This window comes from Vulcanithermus mediatlanticus, assembly GCF_055385885.1.
The window spans coordinates 162,080-179,950 of sequence record NZ_AP042384.1 but is presented as its reverse complement, the minus strand read 5'-3'; the positions used below and the strand labels follow the sequence as shown (position 1 = coordinate 179,950).

24 protein-coding genes are annotated in these 17,871 nt (G+C 64.5%); 14 read left to right on the top strand and 10 right to left on the bottom strand.

Going from position 1 to position 17,871, the window contains the following annotated elements:
* Positions 1-8: 8 nt before the first annotated feature.
* The 3 genes from ACZ5BT_RS00865 (at position 9) to ACZ5BT_RS00855 (ending at position 697) form a co-directional block, all read left to right on the top strand.
* Positions 9-233 carry a hypothetical protein gene (locus tag ACZ5BT_RS00865; RefSeq protein WP_464883674.1) on the top strand — a complete coding sequence of 75 codons (225 nt, stop codon included), beginning with the start codon at positions 9-11 and terminating at the stop codon, positions 231-233.
* A 19-nt stretch (positions 234-252) separates the two neighbouring features.
* Positions 253-375, top strand: coding sequence for a hypothetical protein (locus tag ACZ5BT_RS00860; protein ID WP_464883673.1), 123 nt, complete (start codon positions 253-255; stop codon positions 373-375).
* Between the two features lie 115 nt (positions 376-490).
* Positions 491-697, top strand: a complete 207-nt coding sequence (locus ACZ5BT_RS00855; RefSeq protein ID WP_464883672.1) for a type II toxin-antitoxin system HicB family antitoxin — start codon at positions 491-493, stop codon at positions 695-697.
* Between the two features lie 1,507 nt (positions 698-2,204).
* On the opposite strand, the gene ACZ5BT_RS00850 is transcribed toward ACZ5BT_RS00855, so the two are convergent.
* The 5 genes from ACZ5BT_RS00850 to ACZ5BT_RS00830 form a co-directional block, all read right to left on the bottom strand.
* Positions 2,205-4,448 carry a heavy metal translocating P-type ATPase gene (locus ACZ5BT_RS00850; protein WP_464883671.1) on the bottom strand — a complete coding sequence of 748 codons (2,244 nt, stop codon included), beginning with the start codon at positions 4,446-4,448 and terminating at the stop codon, positions 2,205-2,207.
* Between the two features lie 46 nt (positions 4,449-4,494).
* The gene (locus ACZ5BT_RS00845; protein ID WP_464883670.1) at positions 4,495-4,911 is read right to left on the bottom strand and encodes a heavy metal-responsive transcriptional regulator; all 417 of its coding nucleotides are present in this window, start codon (positions 4,909-4,911) and stop codon (positions 4,495-4,497) included.
* 112 nt (positions 4,912-5,023) lie between these two features.
* Positions 5,024-5,815 carry a cupin domain-containing protein gene (locus ACZ5BT_RS00840; protein WP_464883669.1) on the bottom strand — a complete coding sequence of 264 codons (792 nt, stop codon included), beginning with the start codon at positions 5,813-5,815 and terminating at the stop codon, positions 5,024-5,026.
* Between the two features lie 46 nt (positions 5,816-5,861).
* Entirely contained in the window at positions 5,862-6,446 is a 585-nt protein-coding gene (locus tag ACZ5BT_RS00835) for an anti-sigma factor (RefSeq protein WP_464883668.1), read from the bottom strand.
* Positions 6,443-6,967 (bottom strand): RNA polymerase sigma factor, encoded by a 525-nt coding sequence (locus tag ACZ5BT_RS00830; RefSeq protein WP_464883667.1) that lies wholly within the window; start codon positions 6,965-6,967, stop codon positions 6,443-6,445. The genes ACZ5BT_RS00835 and ACZ5BT_RS00830 overlap by 4 nt, the downstream gene beginning before the upstream one ends.
* Positions 6,968-7,414: 447 nt before the next feature.
* Between ACZ5BT_RS00830 and ACZ5BT_RS00825 the strand changes: the two genes are divergently transcribed.
* The 3 genes from ACZ5BT_RS00825 (at position 7,415) to ACZ5BT_RS00815 (ending at position 8,954) form a co-directional block, all read left to right on the top strand.
* Positions 7,415-7,855, top strand: coding sequence for a hypothetical protein (locus ACZ5BT_RS00825; protein ID WP_464883666.1), 441 nt, complete (start codon positions 7,415-7,417; stop codon positions 7,853-7,855).
* A 449-nt stretch (positions 7,856-8,304) separates the two neighbouring features.
* The gene (locus ACZ5BT_RS00820) at positions 8,305-8,547 is read left to right on the top strand and encodes an AbrB/MazE/SpoVT family DNA-binding domain-containing protein (protein ID WP_464883665.1); all 243 of its coding nucleotides are present in this window, start codon (positions 8,305-8,307) and stop codon (positions 8,545-8,547) included.
* Complete coding sequence (locus ACZ5BT_RS00815) at positions 8,529-8,954, top strand: PIN domain-containing protein (protein ID WP_464883664.1); 426 nt, start codon at positions 8,529-8,531, stop codon at positions 8,952-8,954. Before ACZ5BT_RS00820 ends, ACZ5BT_RS00815 begins: the two co-directional genes overlap by 19 nt.
* A 547-nt stretch (positions 8,955-9,501) precedes the next feature.
* Here the strand turns inward: ACZ5BT_RS00815 and ACZ5BT_RS00810 are convergent.
* Positions 9,502-9,897 carry a type II toxin-antitoxin system VapC family toxin gene (locus ACZ5BT_RS00810; RefSeq protein WP_464883663.1) on the bottom strand — a complete coding sequence of 132 codons (396 nt, stop codon included), beginning with the start codon at positions 9,895-9,897 and terminating at the stop codon, positions 9,502-9,504.
* Positions 9,894-10,118, bottom strand: coding sequence for a ribbon-helix-helix domain-containing protein (locus ACZ5BT_RS00805; protein WP_464883662.1), 225 nt, complete (start codon positions 10,116-10,118; stop codon positions 9,894-9,896). Before ACZ5BT_RS00805 ends, ACZ5BT_RS00810 begins: the two co-directional genes overlap by 4 nt.
* Before the next feature lie 460 nt (positions 10,119-10,578).
* Here ACZ5BT_RS00805 and ACZ5BT_RS00800 point away from each other — a divergent pair, with 460 nt between their 5' ends.
* The 7 genes from ACZ5BT_RS00800 to ACZ5BT_RS00770 all read left to right on the top strand — a co-directional run bounded on the left by ACZ5BT_RS00800 (position 10,579) and on the right by ACZ5BT_RS00770 (position 15,419).
* Complete coding sequence (locus ACZ5BT_RS00800; protein ID WP_464883661.1) at positions 10,579-11,334, top strand: ABC transporter permease; 756 nt, start codon at positions 10,579-10,581, stop codon at positions 11,332-11,334.
* A gap of 22 nt (positions 11,335-11,356) precedes the next feature.
* Positions 11,357-12,106 carry an ABC transporter ATP-binding protein gene (locus tag ACZ5BT_RS00795; RefSeq protein ID WP_464883660.1) on the top strand — a complete coding sequence of 250 codons (750 nt, stop codon included), beginning with the start codon at positions 11,357-11,359 and terminating at the stop codon, positions 12,104-12,106.
* Entirely contained in the window at positions 12,099-13,052 is a 954-nt protein-coding gene (locus ACZ5BT_RS00790; RefSeq protein WP_464883659.1) for an ABC transporter substrate-binding protein, read from the top strand. Before ACZ5BT_RS00795 ends, ACZ5BT_RS00790 begins: the two co-directional genes overlap by 8 nt.
* Before the next feature lie 799 nt (positions 13,053-13,851).
* Positions 13,852-14,124, top strand: a complete 273-nt coding sequence (locus ACZ5BT_RS00785) for a ribbon-helix-helix domain-containing protein (protein ID WP_464883658.1) — start codon at positions 13,852-13,854, stop codon at positions 14,122-14,124.
* Positions 14,112-14,564: a PIN domain-containing protein gene (locus tag ACZ5BT_RS00780; RefSeq protein ID WP_464883657.1), complete on the top strand. Its 453-nt coding sequence runs from the start codon at positions 14,112-14,114 to the stop codon at positions 14,562-14,564. Before ACZ5BT_RS00785 ends, ACZ5BT_RS00780 begins: the two co-directional genes overlap by 13 nt.
* A 139-nt stretch (positions 14,565-14,703) precedes the next feature.
* A complete protein-coding gene (locus tag ACZ5BT_RS00775; protein WP_464883762.1) occupies positions 14,704-15,000 on the top strand; it encodes a leucine zipper domain-containing protein in 297 nt (98 codons plus the stop codon).
* A 29-nt stretch (positions 15,001-15,029) separates the two neighbouring features.
* Positions 15,030-15,419, top strand: coding sequence for a DDE-type integrase/transposase/recombinase (locus tag ACZ5BT_RS00770; protein WP_464883656.1), 390 nt, complete (start codon positions 15,030-15,032; stop codon positions 15,417-15,419).
* A 32-nt stretch (positions 15,420-15,451) separates the two neighbouring features.
* Here the strand turns inward: ACZ5BT_RS00770 and ACZ5BT_RS00765 are convergent, their stop codons facing one another.
* The 3 genes from ACZ5BT_RS00765 to ACZ5BT_RS00755 form a co-directional block, all read right to left on the bottom strand.
* The gene (locus tag ACZ5BT_RS00765; RefSeq protein WP_464883655.1) at positions 15,452-16,072 is read right to left on the bottom strand and encodes a QcrA and Rieske domain-containing protein; all 621 of its coding nucleotides are present in this window, start codon (positions 16,070-16,072) and stop codon (positions 15,452-15,454) included.
* Between the two features lie 317 nt (positions 16,073-16,389).
* Complete coding sequence (locus ACZ5BT_RS00760; RefSeq protein WP_464883654.1) at positions 16,390-16,869, bottom strand: RES family NAD+ phosphorylase; 480 nt, start codon at positions 16,867-16,869, stop codon at positions 16,390-16,392.
* Positions 16,856-17,215, bottom strand: coding sequence for an antitoxin Xre/MbcA/ParS toxin-binding domain-containing protein (locus tag ACZ5BT_RS00755; RefSeq protein WP_464883653.1), 360 nt, complete (start codon positions 17,213-17,215; stop codon positions 16,856-16,858). The genes ACZ5BT_RS00760 and ACZ5BT_RS00755 overlap by 14 nt, the downstream gene beginning before the upstream one ends.
* Positions 17,216-17,608: 393 nt before the next feature.
* On the opposite strand from ACZ5BT_RS00755, the gene ACZ5BT_RS00750 reads away from it, so the two are divergent.
* Entirely contained in the window at positions 17,609-17,869 is a 261-nt protein-coding gene (locus tag ACZ5BT_RS00750) for a hypothetical protein (protein WP_464883652.1), read from the top strand.
* Positions 17,870-17,871 lie beyond the last annotated feature (2 nt).

Here is a 17,871-nt window from a genome sequence, read left to right as displayed (position 1 = left end):
GAGCGCTGGTGGAGGCCCCTGGTGGGGTGGTGGTCTTCTCGGTCCGCTTCCGGCTCCCCGAGCTGCTGGTCGTGGACGCAGCGCTCGCCCGTAAGGCGTGCCCGGAGCTCGGGGAACTCCTCCGAGAGGACTTCGTCCGTGTGCTGGCAGAGGGGCGGGTCCCGACCTCGATGCGGTTGGGCCGGGAAGCGCGCAGCCGGGTTCGAGGGCCTGCTCGCGCCCAGCGCCCGTGACCCCGCGGACACCAGCCCGGTGATCTTCCCCGACCGGCTCCGCGTGGCGGAGGCTGCGCTTGAGAAGGCCCGGGTGCTGGAGCGACTTGCGCGCGAGGCGATGCGCCTTTTGCCCCCTGGCGCCAGGCCGCTTGAGGAATGATGCAACAAGAGACCACGGGTAGACGCAGCTTTCCCGCAGCGCGCTGAAGTCTTTGGCGGGCTTGCGTAACGCGTGGCGGACATCATTTCTTCGATGGGCCGGGTAGAGTGGAAATATGAAGCGCAAGTTCACCGCCAGCGTCTGGAAAGAGGGGGACTGGTACGTGGCACAGTGTCTGGAGGTGGACGTGGCCAGCCAGGGCCGTACCGAAGCCGAGGCCCTGGAAAGCCTCAAGGAGGCGCTGACCCTCTGCTTCGAACCCCCCACGCCCACCGAGTTCCCGAGACTGCACGAGGTTGAGGTCGAACTTAGCAACGCTTAGGCGGGAAGTGGTGTGTTGCCTGGAAATCCTTGGCTTTACCGTCCACAGTCAGAGAGGAGGCCGTGTTAGGTCCGTCCGTAAAGACGGCTTCAATGGTTCGTATCGTCATCACGCCCGCCCACAACGAGGTCGCCGCGGGCACACGCCGAAGCATCCTCCGGCAGGCGGGCGCTACCTCCCGAAGCGTTCGAAGCACTCCGACCCCAGAACATCCCGCTGAGGGATGATTGCGGTTCCTGCCAGGGAAGAAGAAGCCGACATGAAAGCACTCCGGGGAATGCTGAGAGCCTGAGCAGCACCGGAATACGTGCGCTGTCGCGGGAAGAACTCAGGGTTTTATCGGTGCGAAACCCGTGCTTGCGCACGGTGTGGCTGGCACACTGGCCACGTCGTCTTTGACTCGTTTATTCATCTGCAGAGCCCCAGAGATGTTGGGGCAGCCACGACGACCCGCTCCTCCCCTATCCCCGCAAGCAACCCACTTTTGAGGTTTTTTACTCCAGCACGGGAGATCAAAGCGCTCGCCGCCCACTTCAAGCGTAGGCCCACGGCAGGCCGGCGCCGCCGGTTGCGCGAAGATAGGAGGACCGGAGGCTCTATGGGAGATCGAGACGATGCGAGTGGCTCGCGAGAGGGGCGCTACTCTAGGCCCCGGTAACCGTCCGCTCGGTACGGACCTGCAGGCCGCCGGTCCTGGGCGTCTATGCTAAGGGCATCACCGGTCGCACCCCCGGACGTGGATAGCTTCCGAGCATTCCGGGCCGCTGGACGGTCTTGAACGGGCAGCGCTTCGGGGGGTGAAGCCTTACGGGTTGTTGGGCAACAAATTCAGGGGCAAGAGTCAAACCATAGCGGAGGTGGCGGGATGTGTGAGTGCGTGATCAACGGGCAACCGATCGAGCTGGAAGCTGATATCCCCCTTGTTCCCGAGGTCAGCGACTCCGGGACGCCGTCTCCAGATCTCGAGTTTTCCGTTCCGGCGGAGGTTTGTGAAAAATACAGACGGTTCCTGGAGCGAGCGGATGCTTTCCTCCGTAAGTCCATGCGCGGGGAGGTTGGCCGGCATGTCAGGGCCACGCGATACCCCCTCGGGACATGGGAGCTCATCTATAGCGGAATTAGAGAGGCGGTTTGCCTGGAACTTCAGGGTGTGGACGAGCTCGGGGCAGGGGAAGGTCAGCTACTGACGGCTAAAGCCGTCAGCTTTCCGGGGGAGGGGCAAGGGCGCTCTGTCGGCTAAAGCCGACAGCCTCCTGCGCCCGGTTTCTGTGAGGGGCGTTCTTCGTTGAATTGCAAGCGCCTTCAGCAAATCTTTAACGCTCTGGCCCCCCGTTCGGTTCCGCCTTCCTCTGCCCTGCCCCAAAGCACGGTGTACGCGAACGCGAAATACCCCGTTCCAGATGCTATGAAACACACCGGGCCGGTACTTTCCGATAGAGCGCGAGGCACCTCGGTGACCGATGTCCGACCCAGCTGCCATCCCGGAAAAGAGTCCGGCGCGGCCGTGCTAACGGGGAATGAGCCTCCCGAAAAACGAGTTGAACAGCACCGCGCTCACGCTCGCCACCATGGCCGCCATGGCCCAGGCCGGGTGCACCAGGCCCGTGGCCGCAAGGGGTACGCCGACACCGTTGAAGGTGAAGGCCAATAGGAGGTTCTCCACCGTCTTCCGGTACGTCCGCCGGGCGATCTCGTACGCCTCTACCACAGCAACAAGTCGCTTTCCCACGAGGACAACATCGGCAGAGTCGATCGCGATGTCGGTGCCGGCTCCGACCGCGATGCCCACGTCGGCTTGAGTCAGCGCAGGGGCGTCGTTTATTCCGTCGCCCACGAACGCAACGCGAACCCCCTCCCGCTGGAGGGCACGTACACGCTCGGCCTTTTCTTGCGGAAGGAGCTCCGCGTGCACGTCCTTGTCCTCTATGCCAAGCGCATGGGCAATCACCTGGGCGGTCCGGGCGTGATCTCCCGTAAGGAGGAGCGGCCGAATTCCCCTCGCCCGGAGCCTGTGCACAACCTCCCTGGCCTCGGGCTTAAGGGAATCGCTGAAGGCTATCAAGCCAAGGACCTCACCTCCAACCGCAACCCCGACGACGGTCATCCCTCTCGCCTGCAACCAGGCGCACTCCCGATCAAGCCCGCCCCAGTCGACCCCGGCCCCTTTCAGGAAGCGTGGGCTTGCTACGCGTATGCGACGCCGTTCCACCGTGGCTTCCACGCCTCGCCCGGGAGACGCGCTGAAGTCCAGTGCTTCGGGAATCCCAAGCCCACGGGCGTGCGCCGCTTCAACCACCGCCTGTCCCAGGGGATGCTCGGAACGGGCCTCAACCGCCGCCGCCAGCCGGAGCACCGCAACCTCATCCACGCCCGGGCGCGCAACCACGGCGGAAACCCCGGGCTTCCCTTGGGTGAGCGTTCCGGTCTTGTCGAAGGCCACCACCCGAACGTCTTTGAAGGCTTCAAAGACCTCGCCGGAACGGATGAGGATGCCCCGCGTTGCGGCTTCGCCTCCACCCCGGATCATGGCAAGCGGAGAAGCCATCCCGAGCGCGCAGGGGTACCCCATCACGAAAACGGCAAGGGTTGCGTAGATCGCGCGCGGAATATCCGCCGCGCCGAGAAGGAGCCAGGCACCCAGCGTCCAAACCCCAAACCCCAGCACGCCAAACCCTATCACTGCAGGCACGTAGTACCGGAGTACCCGATCGACGAGCTGGAGCACGCCAGGCTTCCGGGCCCGTGCCTCCTCCACCGCACGTACAACCCGCTCCAGGAAACTCTCCTCGCCCACCCGCCGCACTTCGACGAGGAGGCTCCCCGGCCCGTTTACGGAACCGCCGACCACCTCGCTTCCCGGCACCTTCTCGACCGGCAGGGGCTCCCCCGTCACCAGGCTCTCATCCACCACCGAATTCCCTTCGACCACCACCCCGTCGACCGGGATCGCCTCCCCGGGCCGCACGCGTACCAGATCCCCGACGCGAACAGCCTCCAAGGGAACTTCTTCTTCCGCCCCGCCCCGAACGATCCGCGCAGTTGGCGGACGCAGGGAAAGGAGCTTCCTTACCGCTTCGGAGGCTCGAGCCCGCACCACGAGCGAGGTGTACCCCGAGAGTACGTGGTAAGCGGTTACGAAAGTCGCCACCGCGAAAAAGTCGGCCGCCGGAAAGCCGAGCGAGGGAATTTCGAAAACGCGACCCACAAGGCCAAGGGCGCCCCCCAAAAGCCCGGAAAAAGCCGCAAACTCCAGGAGGACGTGCTGGTTGAGTATGCCGCGGCGAAGGGCGTGATACGCCATCCGCAGAATGTAAGAACCGGGCCCGAAAACCGTAGCCAGAGCCAGAGCGGGCATGAGCGCGAGCATCAAGGGCTCCATGGCCGCCTGCGACCCCAGGCCAAGCCAGCGCGCACCCATCAGAAGGGCACTTGCCGCGGTAAACCCGAGCGCCCAAAAGAGGCGGACCCGCGCGCGCTTTAGTTCCTGCTTCTCCTCCTCAAAAGCCCTCTCCCGCCGCGGGTCGCGCAAGGTGTACCCGAGGTCGACGAGCACTGCCCGAATACGTCCCTCGCTCGTGCGGCCCGGGTCGTACACGACGAGGACCTCTTCATGAGCAAGACTTACGCTTACCTCAAGGATGCCCTCCATCTGCCCCAGGCCTCGCGTGATCGTCGAGACGCAAAACGAACAAGACATCCCCCCGATCTTGAGCAGAAGCCGGCGGGAAGGTGCGGTAACCCCTGACGCCATTGACTTGCCCCGTGAACGAACCTACACCTTCCAGCTGACTAGAAGGTCAAGCCCTCGTCAGGGGGTGTTCGATGATACCGCAGAAAACGGCGCTCTCGGAGCTGAGCGTCTCGGCTTCCCGTTGTAGCCATGTCAGCTCCTTTTTTAAGGCCTCCAGATCGCGTAGCCTCTCTTCGATCACTGCGATCTTTCGTCGGAGCAGAGACTTCACCCGTGGACAGGGCCGCATCCCGCGGTCCCGCAGTACCAGGATCTCCCGGATTTCCTCCAGGGTGAGACCCAACCGCTTGGCTTTTCGAATAAAGCGGAGGCGTTCGAGGTCGGTCTCGGTGTAGACACGGTACCCTGCGGAGGTCCTTTGGGGCGGGGGCAGGAGACCCCTCGCCTCGTAATAGCGGATCGTACGCGGATTCAAACCACACCTTCGCGCAAGCTCGCCGATATGGAACAGGGTGCGGTCCATACTTTAGCCTACGCCCGCAGGGCGGAGCGCCTCACCCGGCCGTCCCCATTCCAGGGCAGCCGGCCAGGCGGGCCTCACCCCCGGCACCCGGTGCGGGCAACGGCCCGGCGATCTAGAGGAATACCACGTCCCCGGCCAGGGCTGGGGTAAAGACGGAGAGCGCCTGGAAGCGGCCGGCGAGCTTGTGCCGGGCCGTGGCGGGGATCAGGAGCACACTGCCCGGTTTCACCAGATAAAGCTGACCCTCCACGTCGATCCCGCCATAGCCTTCGAGGACGTAGATGGCCTCATCTTTGCTGCGGTGGTAATGGAGGGGCTGTTCGTCGTCGATGTTGAGCGCGACCGCCGTGGCGAGCTGGTGGTTGGCGAGGGGTTTGGCGGAAAAGCGCTTTCCCCTGGCCACGGGCGCGGTGGCGAAAGCGAAGGGAATCGGCGCGCCAGCACGAGGGCCGGGCCCCTCCTTGACCAGGATCACATCCCCGGCGAGCTGAGGGCTAAACCGGGAAAGGAGATCCATACGGCCATAGAACGCGTGGGCGGTATCCGGGGGAATGAGCACGCCGAGCCCCGGGCGAAGGGGCGTCTCCTCGCCAGCGACTTCGGCGTAACCTTCGCCGGAAAGGCAATAGGCCACCTCCGCGTGGGTCTTGTGGTAGTGCAGGGGCTGCTGCTTTTCAATACGGATGAGAACGCTCGTGCCTTGCGGCGTTTGGCCGACGGGCTTTGCCGCGAAAGGCTTCCCCCCGGGAACGACGAGCCCCGTGAAGTCATCGGGATAGGTCCGGGCCTGGGCCTCGAGCTTCATCTTTCCATTGGTTCCGGCCGCCAGCCCGCGAGGGGCGGACAGGAGGACCGTCAAGGCGCCGATGGTTTTGAGTACCTGCCTGCGATCATAGAGCCGCATCTTCACCTCCATCCCTAAATACGCACGCGAGATGAAGGCGGATGCATCAAAGCGGGACCCTGCCTAATGGATGCGTGGGACGGGGACTCCCGCCTGAAGGTTCAAGGCTGACCCCTACGGCCTGAAAGCCCGACACCCGAACCCTGAGTATCCGCCCACCGGTCACCCCTAACGAGACAGGCCCCGCCTCGGTGTGTCCCCAGGCCTGATACACCTGGCCCGGGGGCGGGGGAGCGGCGAGCAGAAAAACGGCCTCTCCCCTGCTGGCAACAACGACCCGCCCCAAAAAGCGACCGTCGGCGGCCCGAAGGGTCTCGACCCGGGTCCCGGGCTCGGCCAGAAGGGCGAGGATCCGGGCCTCCAGCTGGAGCTGACGGTAGGCGGGGATCGCGAACCACAGGAGGAGGCCGGCCGCGACCGCCGCGACCAAAAGCACAAGGCCTCGGGACCGGCGCCTGGAGGATGCCGGGACATCGAGCGCCAGCGGAAGGGCATAGTAGGCTTCCTGGAGCGCCCGAACCTCGCCGCTGCAGGCCGGGCAGTGAGCCAGGTGGCTCTCAACGCGCTCACGCGCGTCATCATCGAGAAGTCCCATGGCATAGTCGGGAAGGAGTTCGTGCGGGTGTTTCACGGTTCCCCCAGTGCCCGGCGAAGCTTGATCAACCCCCGCCGGAGTTTGCTCTTTACCGTTCCCAGGGGCAGGTTGAAGGTTTCGGCCAGCTCACGGTGGGTCAGGCCCTGATAGAAGGCCGCCTCGAGCAGCCGTCGCTCGAGGGGATCGAGACTGGAAAGCGCCCTCCGTACCCGGAGGCGGTCGTCGAGTGGCGGCGGGTCTGCGGGCGCCGCATGGGGCATCTGGTGGATGTCCGGTTCCAGGCGTTGCGGCCGGGCTTTCCTGGAACGGAGACGGGAAAGGGCGAGATTGCGCGCGATCACACGCGCGTAGGTAGCCGCCCCGGCTCTTTGCGGGTCGTAGTTGCGAGCCGCTTCCTTCAGTTTTAGGAGAGCGTCGTGGAACACTTCCTCGGCCTCCTCAGGGGTTCCCAGCATGCGGAGCAGCATTGGAAACAGCTGGGGTCGGAGCTCACGGTAGAGCGACGCGAAGGCCTCTTCCGAACCCCCGGCCACCTGGCGGATCAGCTGCTCCAACACCCCTTTAAGGTTACGTCAGCCGGGGCATTTTGGATGCCTGCTCTGCTCCTTTTTGGTTCACCGTCTACGGACCCGCCAGGCGACCAGGTCGGTAGATGAGCGGCGGTTCCGGGACAGCGATAGCCCGATGGGCTTTGCGAGGCGAAGCCTCGAAGAGGGGGCCGGATGCGATCGGCGAACGGGATCCCCTGCCTCTCCCGGCTCCCATGGAAACCCCGGAGAAATTTGAGGTGACTCGGTCCCCGAAGCATCTCAAATGTGTTGGCCGCCAGCACGTGCTCGGTCACCGCGGGTAGACTGTGAGGGCCATGGGATGATCTTGGCCAAATTGACCGAGTCCTATACCTGGCGCAGGCACTCGGCTGAACCTGGAGGTAAAGCATGGGTGGGACTGGATGGGACCTGCGCCCTCGACTCGTAGGCCGCGTTGTTCGCCTTGCAGTAGGCATGTTGTTCGTTCTTGCAGCATTACTGCTGCCAAGCTGGACATTCGCCTACGCCCTGCGCGTGGCGGTGGTGTTCGCTTTTCTGTTTCTGTTTTACACGTTTCTCGGTTGGGGTTTGAGCCGGGGCTGGCTGCACCTATCTCCCCGTCTCGGTGGATTCCTATCCAACGGTGTGACCGGAGCGGTGATGCTGGCCGGAATCCCCCACGGCTTTATCTTCGGGCACGGGGAGGGTTTTATCGGGGCCGCCCTCTACGTGGGTCTGTCTCTGCTCTTGGCTTCATGGCGTGCGGATGCGGGGTGCGAGGTCATGACCCTACCGGCCGTGCTCCTTGGGCGGCACAACCCCCTACCCTGCATTCTGTTCACGCCCATCGATGCGCTAGAACACCGGTGCATGGAACCCGCGGACGGCCGGAACCGAGAGGATCCGGTGAAATAACAGCGAGGTCTAAAGCCCGTCCTCCTCTGAGTATTGCGAAGCCTGCATGCCTTAGGCTTTGCGGATCCAGGAGTCGCTTTTCTTGCAACCGGTTGCCATAAAATGCTCGGCCTCAAGGACCCGCTCATCACCGCAGCCAAAGATCATCGCCCTCCTGCCCCCTAGTTTTCGGCCGGCCCTGGTAGCCAGCGCGCGGCGGATCCCCTTTGGCACCGTGTTCGCCGGCATCAAGACATCGGCCGGTCCTACATCGGGCGCTAGATGTAACCTCCCAACACGTTGTTCACTGGAGCCCCATACTTCTGGTTCCTGCGAAGGAATGGCTTTGGGATTGGATTCGCGGGCTCCCGGGCTCGCTGCTTTAAAAGGCGGGTTCCGATCCTTCTGCAGCGAGCTAGAAAGGGTTAAACTCGGCTTTACTTCCTGGGTATGGTAAGGTGTAAGGCACTATGGTAAAGTCCCGGATCAGCAGTAAAGGGCAGGTCACCCTCCCCAAAGCCATCCGGGAAGCCCTCGGGCTTCGCCCCGGGGAAGAGGTGGTCTTTGAGCTCCGGAACGACGAGGTGGTTCTCCGTCCCCGGAGGCGGGTTCCCCTGGAGGCGCTCCTCGGCCGGCTGAAGGGCGAGCGGGGCTTTCCCGGGGAAGAGAAGGAAAAGCGGGCACGGGAGGCGGCGTGGGCGGAAAAACCGTAGATCGCTACGTTCTGGACACCAGCCTTTTGCTGCGTCTGCTAACCGGCGAGCCACCGGAGCAGGCGAGCTGGGCCCTCGAGGTCTTTCGCGGCGCCGAGCAGGGCCGCTACACCCTGACGGTCCACCCGCTCGTCGTCGCCGAGGCTTTTTACACGCTGACCTCGTTTTACAAGGTCGAACGCGCGGAGGCGGCCAGCGCCATCCTCGACCTGCTCGACCGCGACGGGATCCAGCTCGAGGACGAAGAGGATCTCCGGCCAGCCCTGGAAGACGCCGGGAGCGGCGGGCTCAGCCTGGTGGACGCCTTCTTGATGCACCGTGCCCGGCGAACGAAAAGCGGGCTCGCCACCTTGGAGAGGGGATTGCGGAGACACGCCGAGGTCGCCCTGCTTCCTTCCCGAGGCTGAAGCCGGCAACATGGCCGCAATCCGAACTGGGCGAGTAAAAGGGCGCCACCGTCTTCCTGACCGAAAGCCTTGTGTGTCCAGCCGCTTTGGCGAGCAGGGAGGCGTGCACCTTTAGGACTCGGTAGAGCCCCCTGGAGATCTGTCGTCTAAGCGCTCTCAGCGCGCCCAGTTTGCTCTTGCCTTCGCCCCGCTTCTTCTCCCATCGGCTTCTTGGGGACCACCGCAGCCAGCTGAGGGCGACCAGGTGCACCGCCCAGTTCAGCCTGCGGTTGCCAAAGGGGTTCACCCGCTCCCCACCCCCGCCCCGCTCCGCCAGGGTCTTTCAGCCAGGGAAGTTCCAGCAGGTGCTCCGGTAGCCGGGGTTCGACACGAAAGGCCATCGCCATACACCCCGAGAACAAACGGGAAGGTGGTGTGCCTCGCCCGAGCCCGGCTGGACGAGCGGGCTTATGCTCACACTGACCCCAGAAGCGCCCAGGCAACCAGGCCCCGGTCTCGCGGTTGGGGCTTAGTGTGAACAACGTGGTGAGACTGCACAGCTAGCCGCCTAAGGAAAGACCTGAATGGTGCCTTCCCGGGCCACAACATGAAAGTGTCGGTCCAGGCTCAGAACCCTGCCGCCGCTGCGCTCCGCCACTGCGATCACCGCCGCGTCCGCAAAGCCCAGGGGCAGATCCGCGTACCGCGCCACGAGCTCGCGGATGCGCGGCAGATCCTCGTTGCCACATTCCAAGGCGAGAGCGCCGGCCTCGAGGTCCTGAAGCAAAGCCTTAAGGGCCCTGGGGCCCAAACGTCTTTCAGTGAGGTAGGCGATCTCGGCGAGGATGCCCGAGGGCACCAGATAAGGCCCCGCATCGGCCAGGAGGGCACTCGTTACTCGTTCGTGGTCAGGGTCCTTACGATTCAAAAGCGCAAACAGCGCCGAGGTATCAAGGGTGATCATCGCTCAAGCCAGGCCTTCCCGAGCCACGCCTCGGACTCGCGACCGGAAAGCTCCTCATCCTCCGCCACTCCCAACGAGCGCAGCTCAGGCTTCTTTCGCTTGGCGAGGTATGCTGCCAGGGCTTCACGGACGAGTTCGGCCTGGCTTTTACCCTCCTGCCTAGCGGCTTCTTTCAAGGCTCGGTGAAGATCGGAGGGGAGGTAGAGCGTCGTCTTTTCCACATACCCACTATACCATATATGGTATAGGTCGCCGATCTCAGCCAGGTGCTATCCCGGGCCCCTATCCCCTTGCGCACAGAACTGCTGGCAGGGCAGGGAGCGAGGTCAAAGCGCAATGGTACTGCCAGTTCCATGAGCGCAGTCGGCGGGAGAGATGAGCCCCCCGTTCCCCACCTTTTCCCGGTAGCGCCGGAGCCACCTGCAGGCTGTCCCTGGACTGACCCCAGGACCCTGGTCGCTTCCCCTGCCGGCAAACCTTCGCGGAACACAAGCATGCGCTTTGGCTGGTAGGTGAGCCGCGCGTTCCTGTGGATGTTCACCGGAACCCCTCCTCTCACAGGCATCAGGCTATGGAGCTCCAGCGAGCAACGTGCTGGGAGGTTACAGCTAGCACGATGCCGAAGCGTGGATGTAGTACGAGTTACAGACGGTGCATAATACCCCTGTTACAGATATGATCATGGGTACCCTACGACGTGGTTGGCCACTGCTCTCTGCCGCGGGAAGCCTGCTTCTGGCCTGGAAACTGGCCTCGCTCGCGCTTCCGGCCTACTTGCTCCCGTCCCCGGAAGAGGTGCTCCGCGCCCTCCCAACCGCCGCGCGCGATTCCGAGTTTGTGTCTTCGGTAGGGCGATCCCTTGCCCGACTTGGGGCGGGGTTTGCCCTCGCTGTATCGGTCGGTGTATCGGTCGGGCTTTTTGCCAGCGTCCTACCCACCTTCCGCGCCTACGCCCGGGCCCTCTTCTCCATCCTCCAGTCCGTGCCCCCGATCGCCTACCTGCCCCTGCTCATCCTGCTCCTCGGCTTTGGCGACCGGGCGATCCTCTGGGTGGTTACGCTAGCCGCACTCTTCCCCATCGCCATCAACGCCGTGGCCGCGGTGGAGCAGATGAACGAATTGCATGTCGCCGCGGCGCGTAACCTGGGGGCCCGCCCCTGGCAGCTGGCCCTCCGGATTTATCTCCCCGCGTCGCTCCCCACGCTTCTCGCCGGTGCCCAGGCCGGCTTCGGTAACGCCTGGCGGGCCCTCATCGCCGCCGAGATGTTCGGAGGAACCAACGTGGGGCTCGGCTGGTCCATCGCCACGGCCTCGCAGGTGGGGGACGTGGCGCGGGTGCTGCTCGGCATCACCGTGATCGGTCTGCTTTCGGCAGCCATTGACGGCGGCCTCTTCGCACTCGCCAAGCGCCGGCTCCTGCGCTGGAGGTACGCGTGAGCAACGCGGAAGGGGAAGGGAGATGATCCGGCTCGAAAACGTTACCAAAACCTACGGTACGCTCACCGCTTTGGGGCCGATCTCGCTGGTGGCCGAACCCGGGACCTTCACCGCGCTCGTGGGCCCCTCGGGATGCGGAAAGTCCACCCTGCTTCGGCTCGTGGCCGGGCTCGAGCCCCCCAGTTCGGGCCGGATCACCGTAGGGGGCGCGCCGGTGACCGGACCGTCCCCCAAACGCATCCTGGTCTTTCAGGAAGAGGCGCTTTTCCCCTGGCTCACCCTGGACCAAAACGTCGCCTTCGGCCTGGAGGTGGCCGGGGTCCCCAGGAACAAGGCGCGCGCGGAGGCCCGCGCCTGGCTAGAACGCGTCCACCTCGCGGGATTCGCGCACTACTACCCCCACCAGGTCTCGGGCGGCATGCGCCAGCGGGCAGCCCTCGCCCGGGCGCTCCTCCTGGAGCCCGAGGTGCTCTTGCTCGACGAACCCTTCGGGGCCCTCGATGCGCTCACCCGGCTCAAGCTCCAGGAGGAGCTCCTCACGCTCTGGAACGCCCGCCGCCCGACGGTCCTCCTCGTCACCCACGACGTCGAAGAGGCTCTCTTCCTCGCGGACCGGATCGTGGTGCTCTCGCCACGCCCGGCCGAAGTCGTCACCGAAGTCCCTGTCCGAATCGCAAGGCCCAGAGCCCGCGATGATCGTGCGATTTCAAGGCTGAGACGGGAAATTCTCGGCCTGCTCGGCATCGAAACTCAGGAGGTACACCATGCGTAAGTTTCTAGTGTTGATCCCCCTGCTTGCGGGCCTCGGTTTTGCCCAGCTCAAGGCCCGCGTCGGCTACGTGAACGTCCTCCCCGCGGCGCTTCCCCTCGTAGCCGAGGAGTTCGGGCTCTACAAAGAAGCCGGCTTCAATATCGAGCTCACGCCCTTCGGCGACGGTCCCACCATGATGCAGGCCCTGATTTCGGGTCAGCTCGACGCGGTCTACGTGGGCTTTGCCCCCGCTTATCTTTGGGCGGTGCGCGGGGCGCCGATCAAGATCCTAAGCAAAGCAGCCAATTTTGACCTAGTCGTCATCGCCCGCGCGGATAGCGGCATCCAGAGCCCCAAGGACCTCAAGGGCCGCCGCGTCGGCGTCCTCCCCAAGGGGAGCATGCCCGACGTGCTCTTCCGCGGCCAGGTCTTGAAGGACGCAGGGCTCAAAGCGAGCGACCTCACCCTCATCTACACCAAGGCCCCCAACCTGGTACCGGGGCTCGCGACCGGCCGGATCGAGGCGGCGGTGATGCTCGAGCCCTGGACCACCATCGCCCGGCTTCAGCTCGGGCTCGTCCCGGTCTACGACATCAACCAGGTTTGGCCCGAGTCAACCGGCCCGGTCCTCGCCACGACCCAAAACGTCATCGAGGAAAAACCCGAGGTCCTTCGCGCCTTACTCCGCGCGCACAAGAAAGCCGCCGAGATGGCCGAGGCCCGGCCTGAGGCGGTCAACCGCCTCCTCGCCCGGGTGTACTTCCCAAACGGGGTCAAAACCCCCAAAGGAACCGTGGACGGCGTGACCGTGATCGCCCAGGCGCGCCGGCGCATCCGCTACGGCTTTGGGGTGAGCGAGGCCACACTCCGCCAAATGGAAGCCGTGGCCCGGATCCTCAAGAAGCTTGGCTACATCCCCCAGGCGCTCCCCGTGTCCGAGCTGGTGGATCGAAACCTCATGCCATAGCCAAAACTTACCGCAAGAACTGAAGTTTCCGCTCTTGGAGGAGACGAATACAGCGCTGCCCGACAAACCTTTCCAGGGAGACCCCACCCTTATTGGCCGGCTCACGACGTGCAGCCCAACGCTGTCTCCCTGTTGGGCTGGACCGTCTGATCGTAGACGCTCATGGTGACCGCCTAGATGCAGCTACCCGCCGCGTTATTCACGCTAAGCCCCGGCTGTGAACCGGCGCCTGATTACCCAGGCTGTTCTGCCGCCGGGACCGTCTGGAGGAGCGGAGCTGCTTCGCTGGCACTAACGAAGGGTGCTCCAATGGGCAATGTTTTGTGAGGTTGCAGCCAGCAATCCGATGGCTCACCAAAAAAGTCGGGGATGCATTCTGGCGGCGATCCTACCGCCTCCCCTTCAAACGGCTGGCGCAAGCCTTGACGTGCTCGGTGTGCCGCGGAGCACGGTGGAGATTGACGTGCTCTTCCAGGCCGACCATCGGCGCCTCGGCGCGGGCGTACGAGCGAATCGTTCGGCTGCGCCGCTGGTTTCCCTCAAACCAGCCCCCTTTCAAATGCACGCGTCTCCCCTGCTGCGTGAACTGCATCGCGAGCGTGGAGTAGGGGCGGGAGAGGAGCCCGGGCAGCCCGCTCGATGCACACCCCGGCGTGCAGAGCGAAACCAATCCCCGCCGGACGGCCGGCGGCAGCTCCCCCGGGGCTTTGAAGGGATATGTACAGCTCCGGAAGTCCGGGGTCAGGCCGGGCGACCGAGCAACGGGGGCCATGTAATGTAGCTGATGTATAATTGGCACGTGATAAGAAAGCAGCTCTACCTGCGCCAGGACCAGGACCGCCTCCTGAAGAAGATGGCCCGGGAGCTGGGTGTTCCCGAGGCGGAGGTTGTCCGCCGCGCCCTGGACCGCTTCCTCTCCGGTGCGGAGGCCGGCGCCCGGCCCGGGGCGGAGGCTGCGGCCCTCGAATTTCTGGAGGAGGCTCAGCGTCTCGCAGCGGAACACCGGTTTCCCGAAGACTGGCGGTTCGACAGGGAAGAGCTCTATGCCGAACGGGGACGGTGGGGCCGCTGATCAGTTACCTTCTGGACACCAACTTGCTGCTCTATCCCCTTGACGCCCGGAATCCCTGGAAGCAGGCCCGGGCGAAGGCCGTTTTGCATCATCTCGCCAGCAAGGGGAACGCCGCGCTTCCCGTCCAGGCCCTCTCCGAATTCGCCAGCGTCGCCTTGCGCAAGCTGGAGCCGCCGTTGAGTCCGGAAGAGGCGGCCCGCCAGGTGGAGCGGCTCATTCTTGCCTTTCCCGTCTTCCCCTTGACCCCGCCCGTAGTCCTGGAAGCGCTGCGGGGGGTCGAGGCCTACAGCCTGGCTTTCTACGACGCCCAGATCTGGGCGATCGCCCGGCTCCAGGGCATCCCGGTGGTCCTTTCGGAGGACTTCCCCACGGGGGCAGTGCTCGAGAGCGTGCGGTTCCTCAACCCCCTGGAACCCTCAGTGGCGGTGGAAAGCCTTTGAGCACGTCCGTGCGGGCCCCCAAACAGGGCGCAGGAATGTAACCTCCCAACACGTTGTTCACTGGAGCCCCATACTTCTGGTGCCTGTGAGGGAATGGCTTTGGGCACGAGAGGTGGGGCTCCAGTGAAGCTCCGCAAGAATCACCTACCAAGCAAGGCGCATCCTTGTGTTCCGCATTATCCACGAAGGCCTGGTGGTAAGGGAAGCGGCCAAGGCGCAAGGGGTTAGCCCGAGAACCGCCTACAAGTGGCTCCGGCGTTACCGCGAGGAGGGCGAGGCTGGTCTTAAGGACCGGAGCTCAAGACCGAGGCGGAGCCCAAGGCAAACTCCCGAGGAGGTCCGCACGCGCGTCATCGAACTCCGCAGACGCCGCTGGCCCGCCACGCCATCGCCTATAGGCTCGGCCTCTCCAAGAGCACGGCGGGGCGCATCCTGAAAGCCAGGGGGCTCAACCGGCTCTCCGTTTTGGACCCCAAGCCCCTGCCCAGGCGCTTTGAGGTTGAGGCTCCCGGGGTCCTCCTGCACCTGGACACCAAGAAGCTCGCGCGCTTTAAGAGGCCCGGCCACCGGGTGACCCAGAACCGAAAGGATCGCAACCGCTCGCCCGGCTGGTCTTTCGTCTTCGCCGCGGTGGACGACATGAGCCGGCTGGTCTACGCCGAGGTGAGGCAAGACGAGCGCAAGGAAAGCGCGACTGCCTTCCTGCTCAGAGCCCTGCGGCGCCACCGGCGGATGGGTATCCAAGTGAGGGCGGTGATGACCGATAACGCCAAAATCTTCCAGTCCAGGCGTTTCCAGCGGGTGCTTCGTTGGCAGCGAATGGGCCTACGCCCACGCCCACCGGAGCTCCGATGAACGGGAAGCCCACCTCCCCGGGTGGCTCCACCCTAGACCTGGGCCTTGTTCCTGGCGAGCGTGCCGAGCGGCCCCACCGGGGAGAGGAAGCCGCTGCCGGCGACGACCTTGCCCCCCGAGACCTTGGTCACGAGCATGGGGAGCGGCCGGGGTGGCGGCCCACCGACCACCTTGGCCCCTTGGCGCGGGTCGTAAAGGCCCTTATGGCAGGGGCAGAGGAAGATCTTCTGATCGGCGAGCCAGTCGCTGACGGTGCAGCCCAGGTGCGTGCAGATGGCGGAGTAGACGATGACCCCCTGGTCCGAGTTCTTTTTGGTCTCGGCGTCGTACTCGTCGGGGTTGAAGCGGATGATCATCGAGAGGTTGTTGCGCTCGCCGCTTTTGACCACCTTGGTTTTGGGGTCCATGGGCCAGGCGAGAACGAAGGGCCCGCCCAGGGGGAGCGTGTCCAGGGTGACGGGCTTGCCTTTGTCGGGGCCCTGGGCGATCACGAAGGTGTCGCCTTCCTTGATCGGCTCGGATTCGGGCGTGATCTCTTTCTTGGGGCGGAGGCCGCCGGCGATGAAGAGCGAGGAAAGGCCGGCCAGCCCCAACCCGGCCCCGAGGCTCGCCTGAATGACCGCCCGCCTGGAAGTTACGTTCTTCTTCGACATTACCAGGGCACCTCCGAACCTACGCTTTTAGTAAAATGATACCCCTGAGTCCGTATACACACCCCTGAGACCGAATCGATAGGAAGGCGGGCACCACTTCCGGAGAAGGGAGGTCCTCTATGGACAAACTAAGTGGGGGGTACCCGAGGTTGGCCAGTCCCTGGAAGCGGGGTGGTAGTTTCCAGGCAAGGCGTTCGGCCTCCGAAAAGTCGAGTCCGGCAATCCGGTCGGCGGGCTTCAGGAACTCGTGATTCAAGGGAATTCTATCGGGGGCGGCTTACGGGCGTGCAGAGATATCATCGAGCACGGTCTGGTGCTCAAAGGCGCGCGGCGAGCCGGCGGTCGAGCGGGTAGGTTGTCACCCCTAGGCGCTTCAGACGCACCGTGTCGTCGATACGCACCAGGTAGTTGAGCCCCTTGGGGACCAGCACCGAGGGCACCTCGAGGACAGGGTTCGCATCACCCATGTACCAGGCGTTCCCGAAAGCGCGTGTCACGCGCACGTCGCCGAGGGCTTCCAGCACCGAAGCCGGGGGCCGGGTCACGCCCGGGGTTTCGACGAGGAACTCGACGAGGGCGTAGCGGTGCAGGGCATGCTCGATGTGGACGTAGAGCTCGAGCAGGGCGAGCGCCGGGTGCTCGGCGGCGTAGACGATCCGCACGTCCGGCCGGGCGGTGTGCCAGCGCCCGCTGATGAACGAAGCCCCTTCGCCGGATAGCGGGTCGAAGTCCGGTCGCTGGGTGAAAGGGCGGTCTGGGTCGTAGGCGCGCCAGAGGAACAGTTCAGTAGACCCCATAGACCCCCTGCGCCGCGGTTTCGAGGACCGCCTCGTACCCCCTCAGGCTGCGCAGCAGGTCCAAGGGTCGCACGCGGCCTAGGGCGAGATTGGGGTATAGGAGCCAGTTGCGGACGTCCTCTTCGTTTCCGAAGAGCTCGAGCAGGTGTTCATAGGCTCGCGGCAGGAACTCCGCCAGGGCGGCCACGCCGGGGTCAACCTCCGGGGCCTTCAGGAATCGAAAGTAGCTGCTTCGTGACAGCCCCAGGAACGCCGCCTGTTCCTTGCGACTCATCCCCAGGGCCGTCGCGACCTCGGCGAAGCGCGGCAGGGGGTTGGTGGGACGCGCCGGGCTGGTTAGTGCCATGTAGAAACCTCCTTAGTATCAAGGTAGCACACCTCTACGCCGCGCGGATTTTTCTTCGAGTAGCCGCGGGCGTGGTCTGACCCGCGCTCGCGCTGCCGCCGGCAAAGCGGAGAGCAAGCAATAGATCTCATGGCCTTCTCCCACTAAGTCACCTCGGCAGCACAAGCGTGCGGCAGCGAATGAACAGCCCTGCCCCTTCCGGGTCCGTGCCGTGCGGATGCGGCCGGCGGCCGTGCGTTCGGTGCACGCGCTTGGTACGATCCGAGCGCATCATGTTGTTTGTTGCGCCCGGGCTCGCTTCAAAAACAGGTGTGTGGTTGTTTGAAGGTTCGAAGTACGCCTGCGCTCGTCTTCTGTGCCCTACGGTATCCTCGAATATTGAGGAGGGACAGAATGAAATTGGAGTGGAGCGCTCTGGGGTGGGCGTGGCTCACCATCCTGCTAGCAGGGCTTCTTCTCACGTTTCTTGTCGGCTTTGCCGTTGAGCAAGAAGATATGCAGACGACGATCGTGGGTGTGGGATCTTTCGCCGCCGGCGGCTATGTCGCCTACCGCCTCGCCGGAGAAAGGAAGGGTCTGCATGCGCTGTTGGCCATAGTTGGTTATTACCTGATCCTGCTCGCCTTCGTGGTGGTGGCGGCCCTGTTGGCGTGACC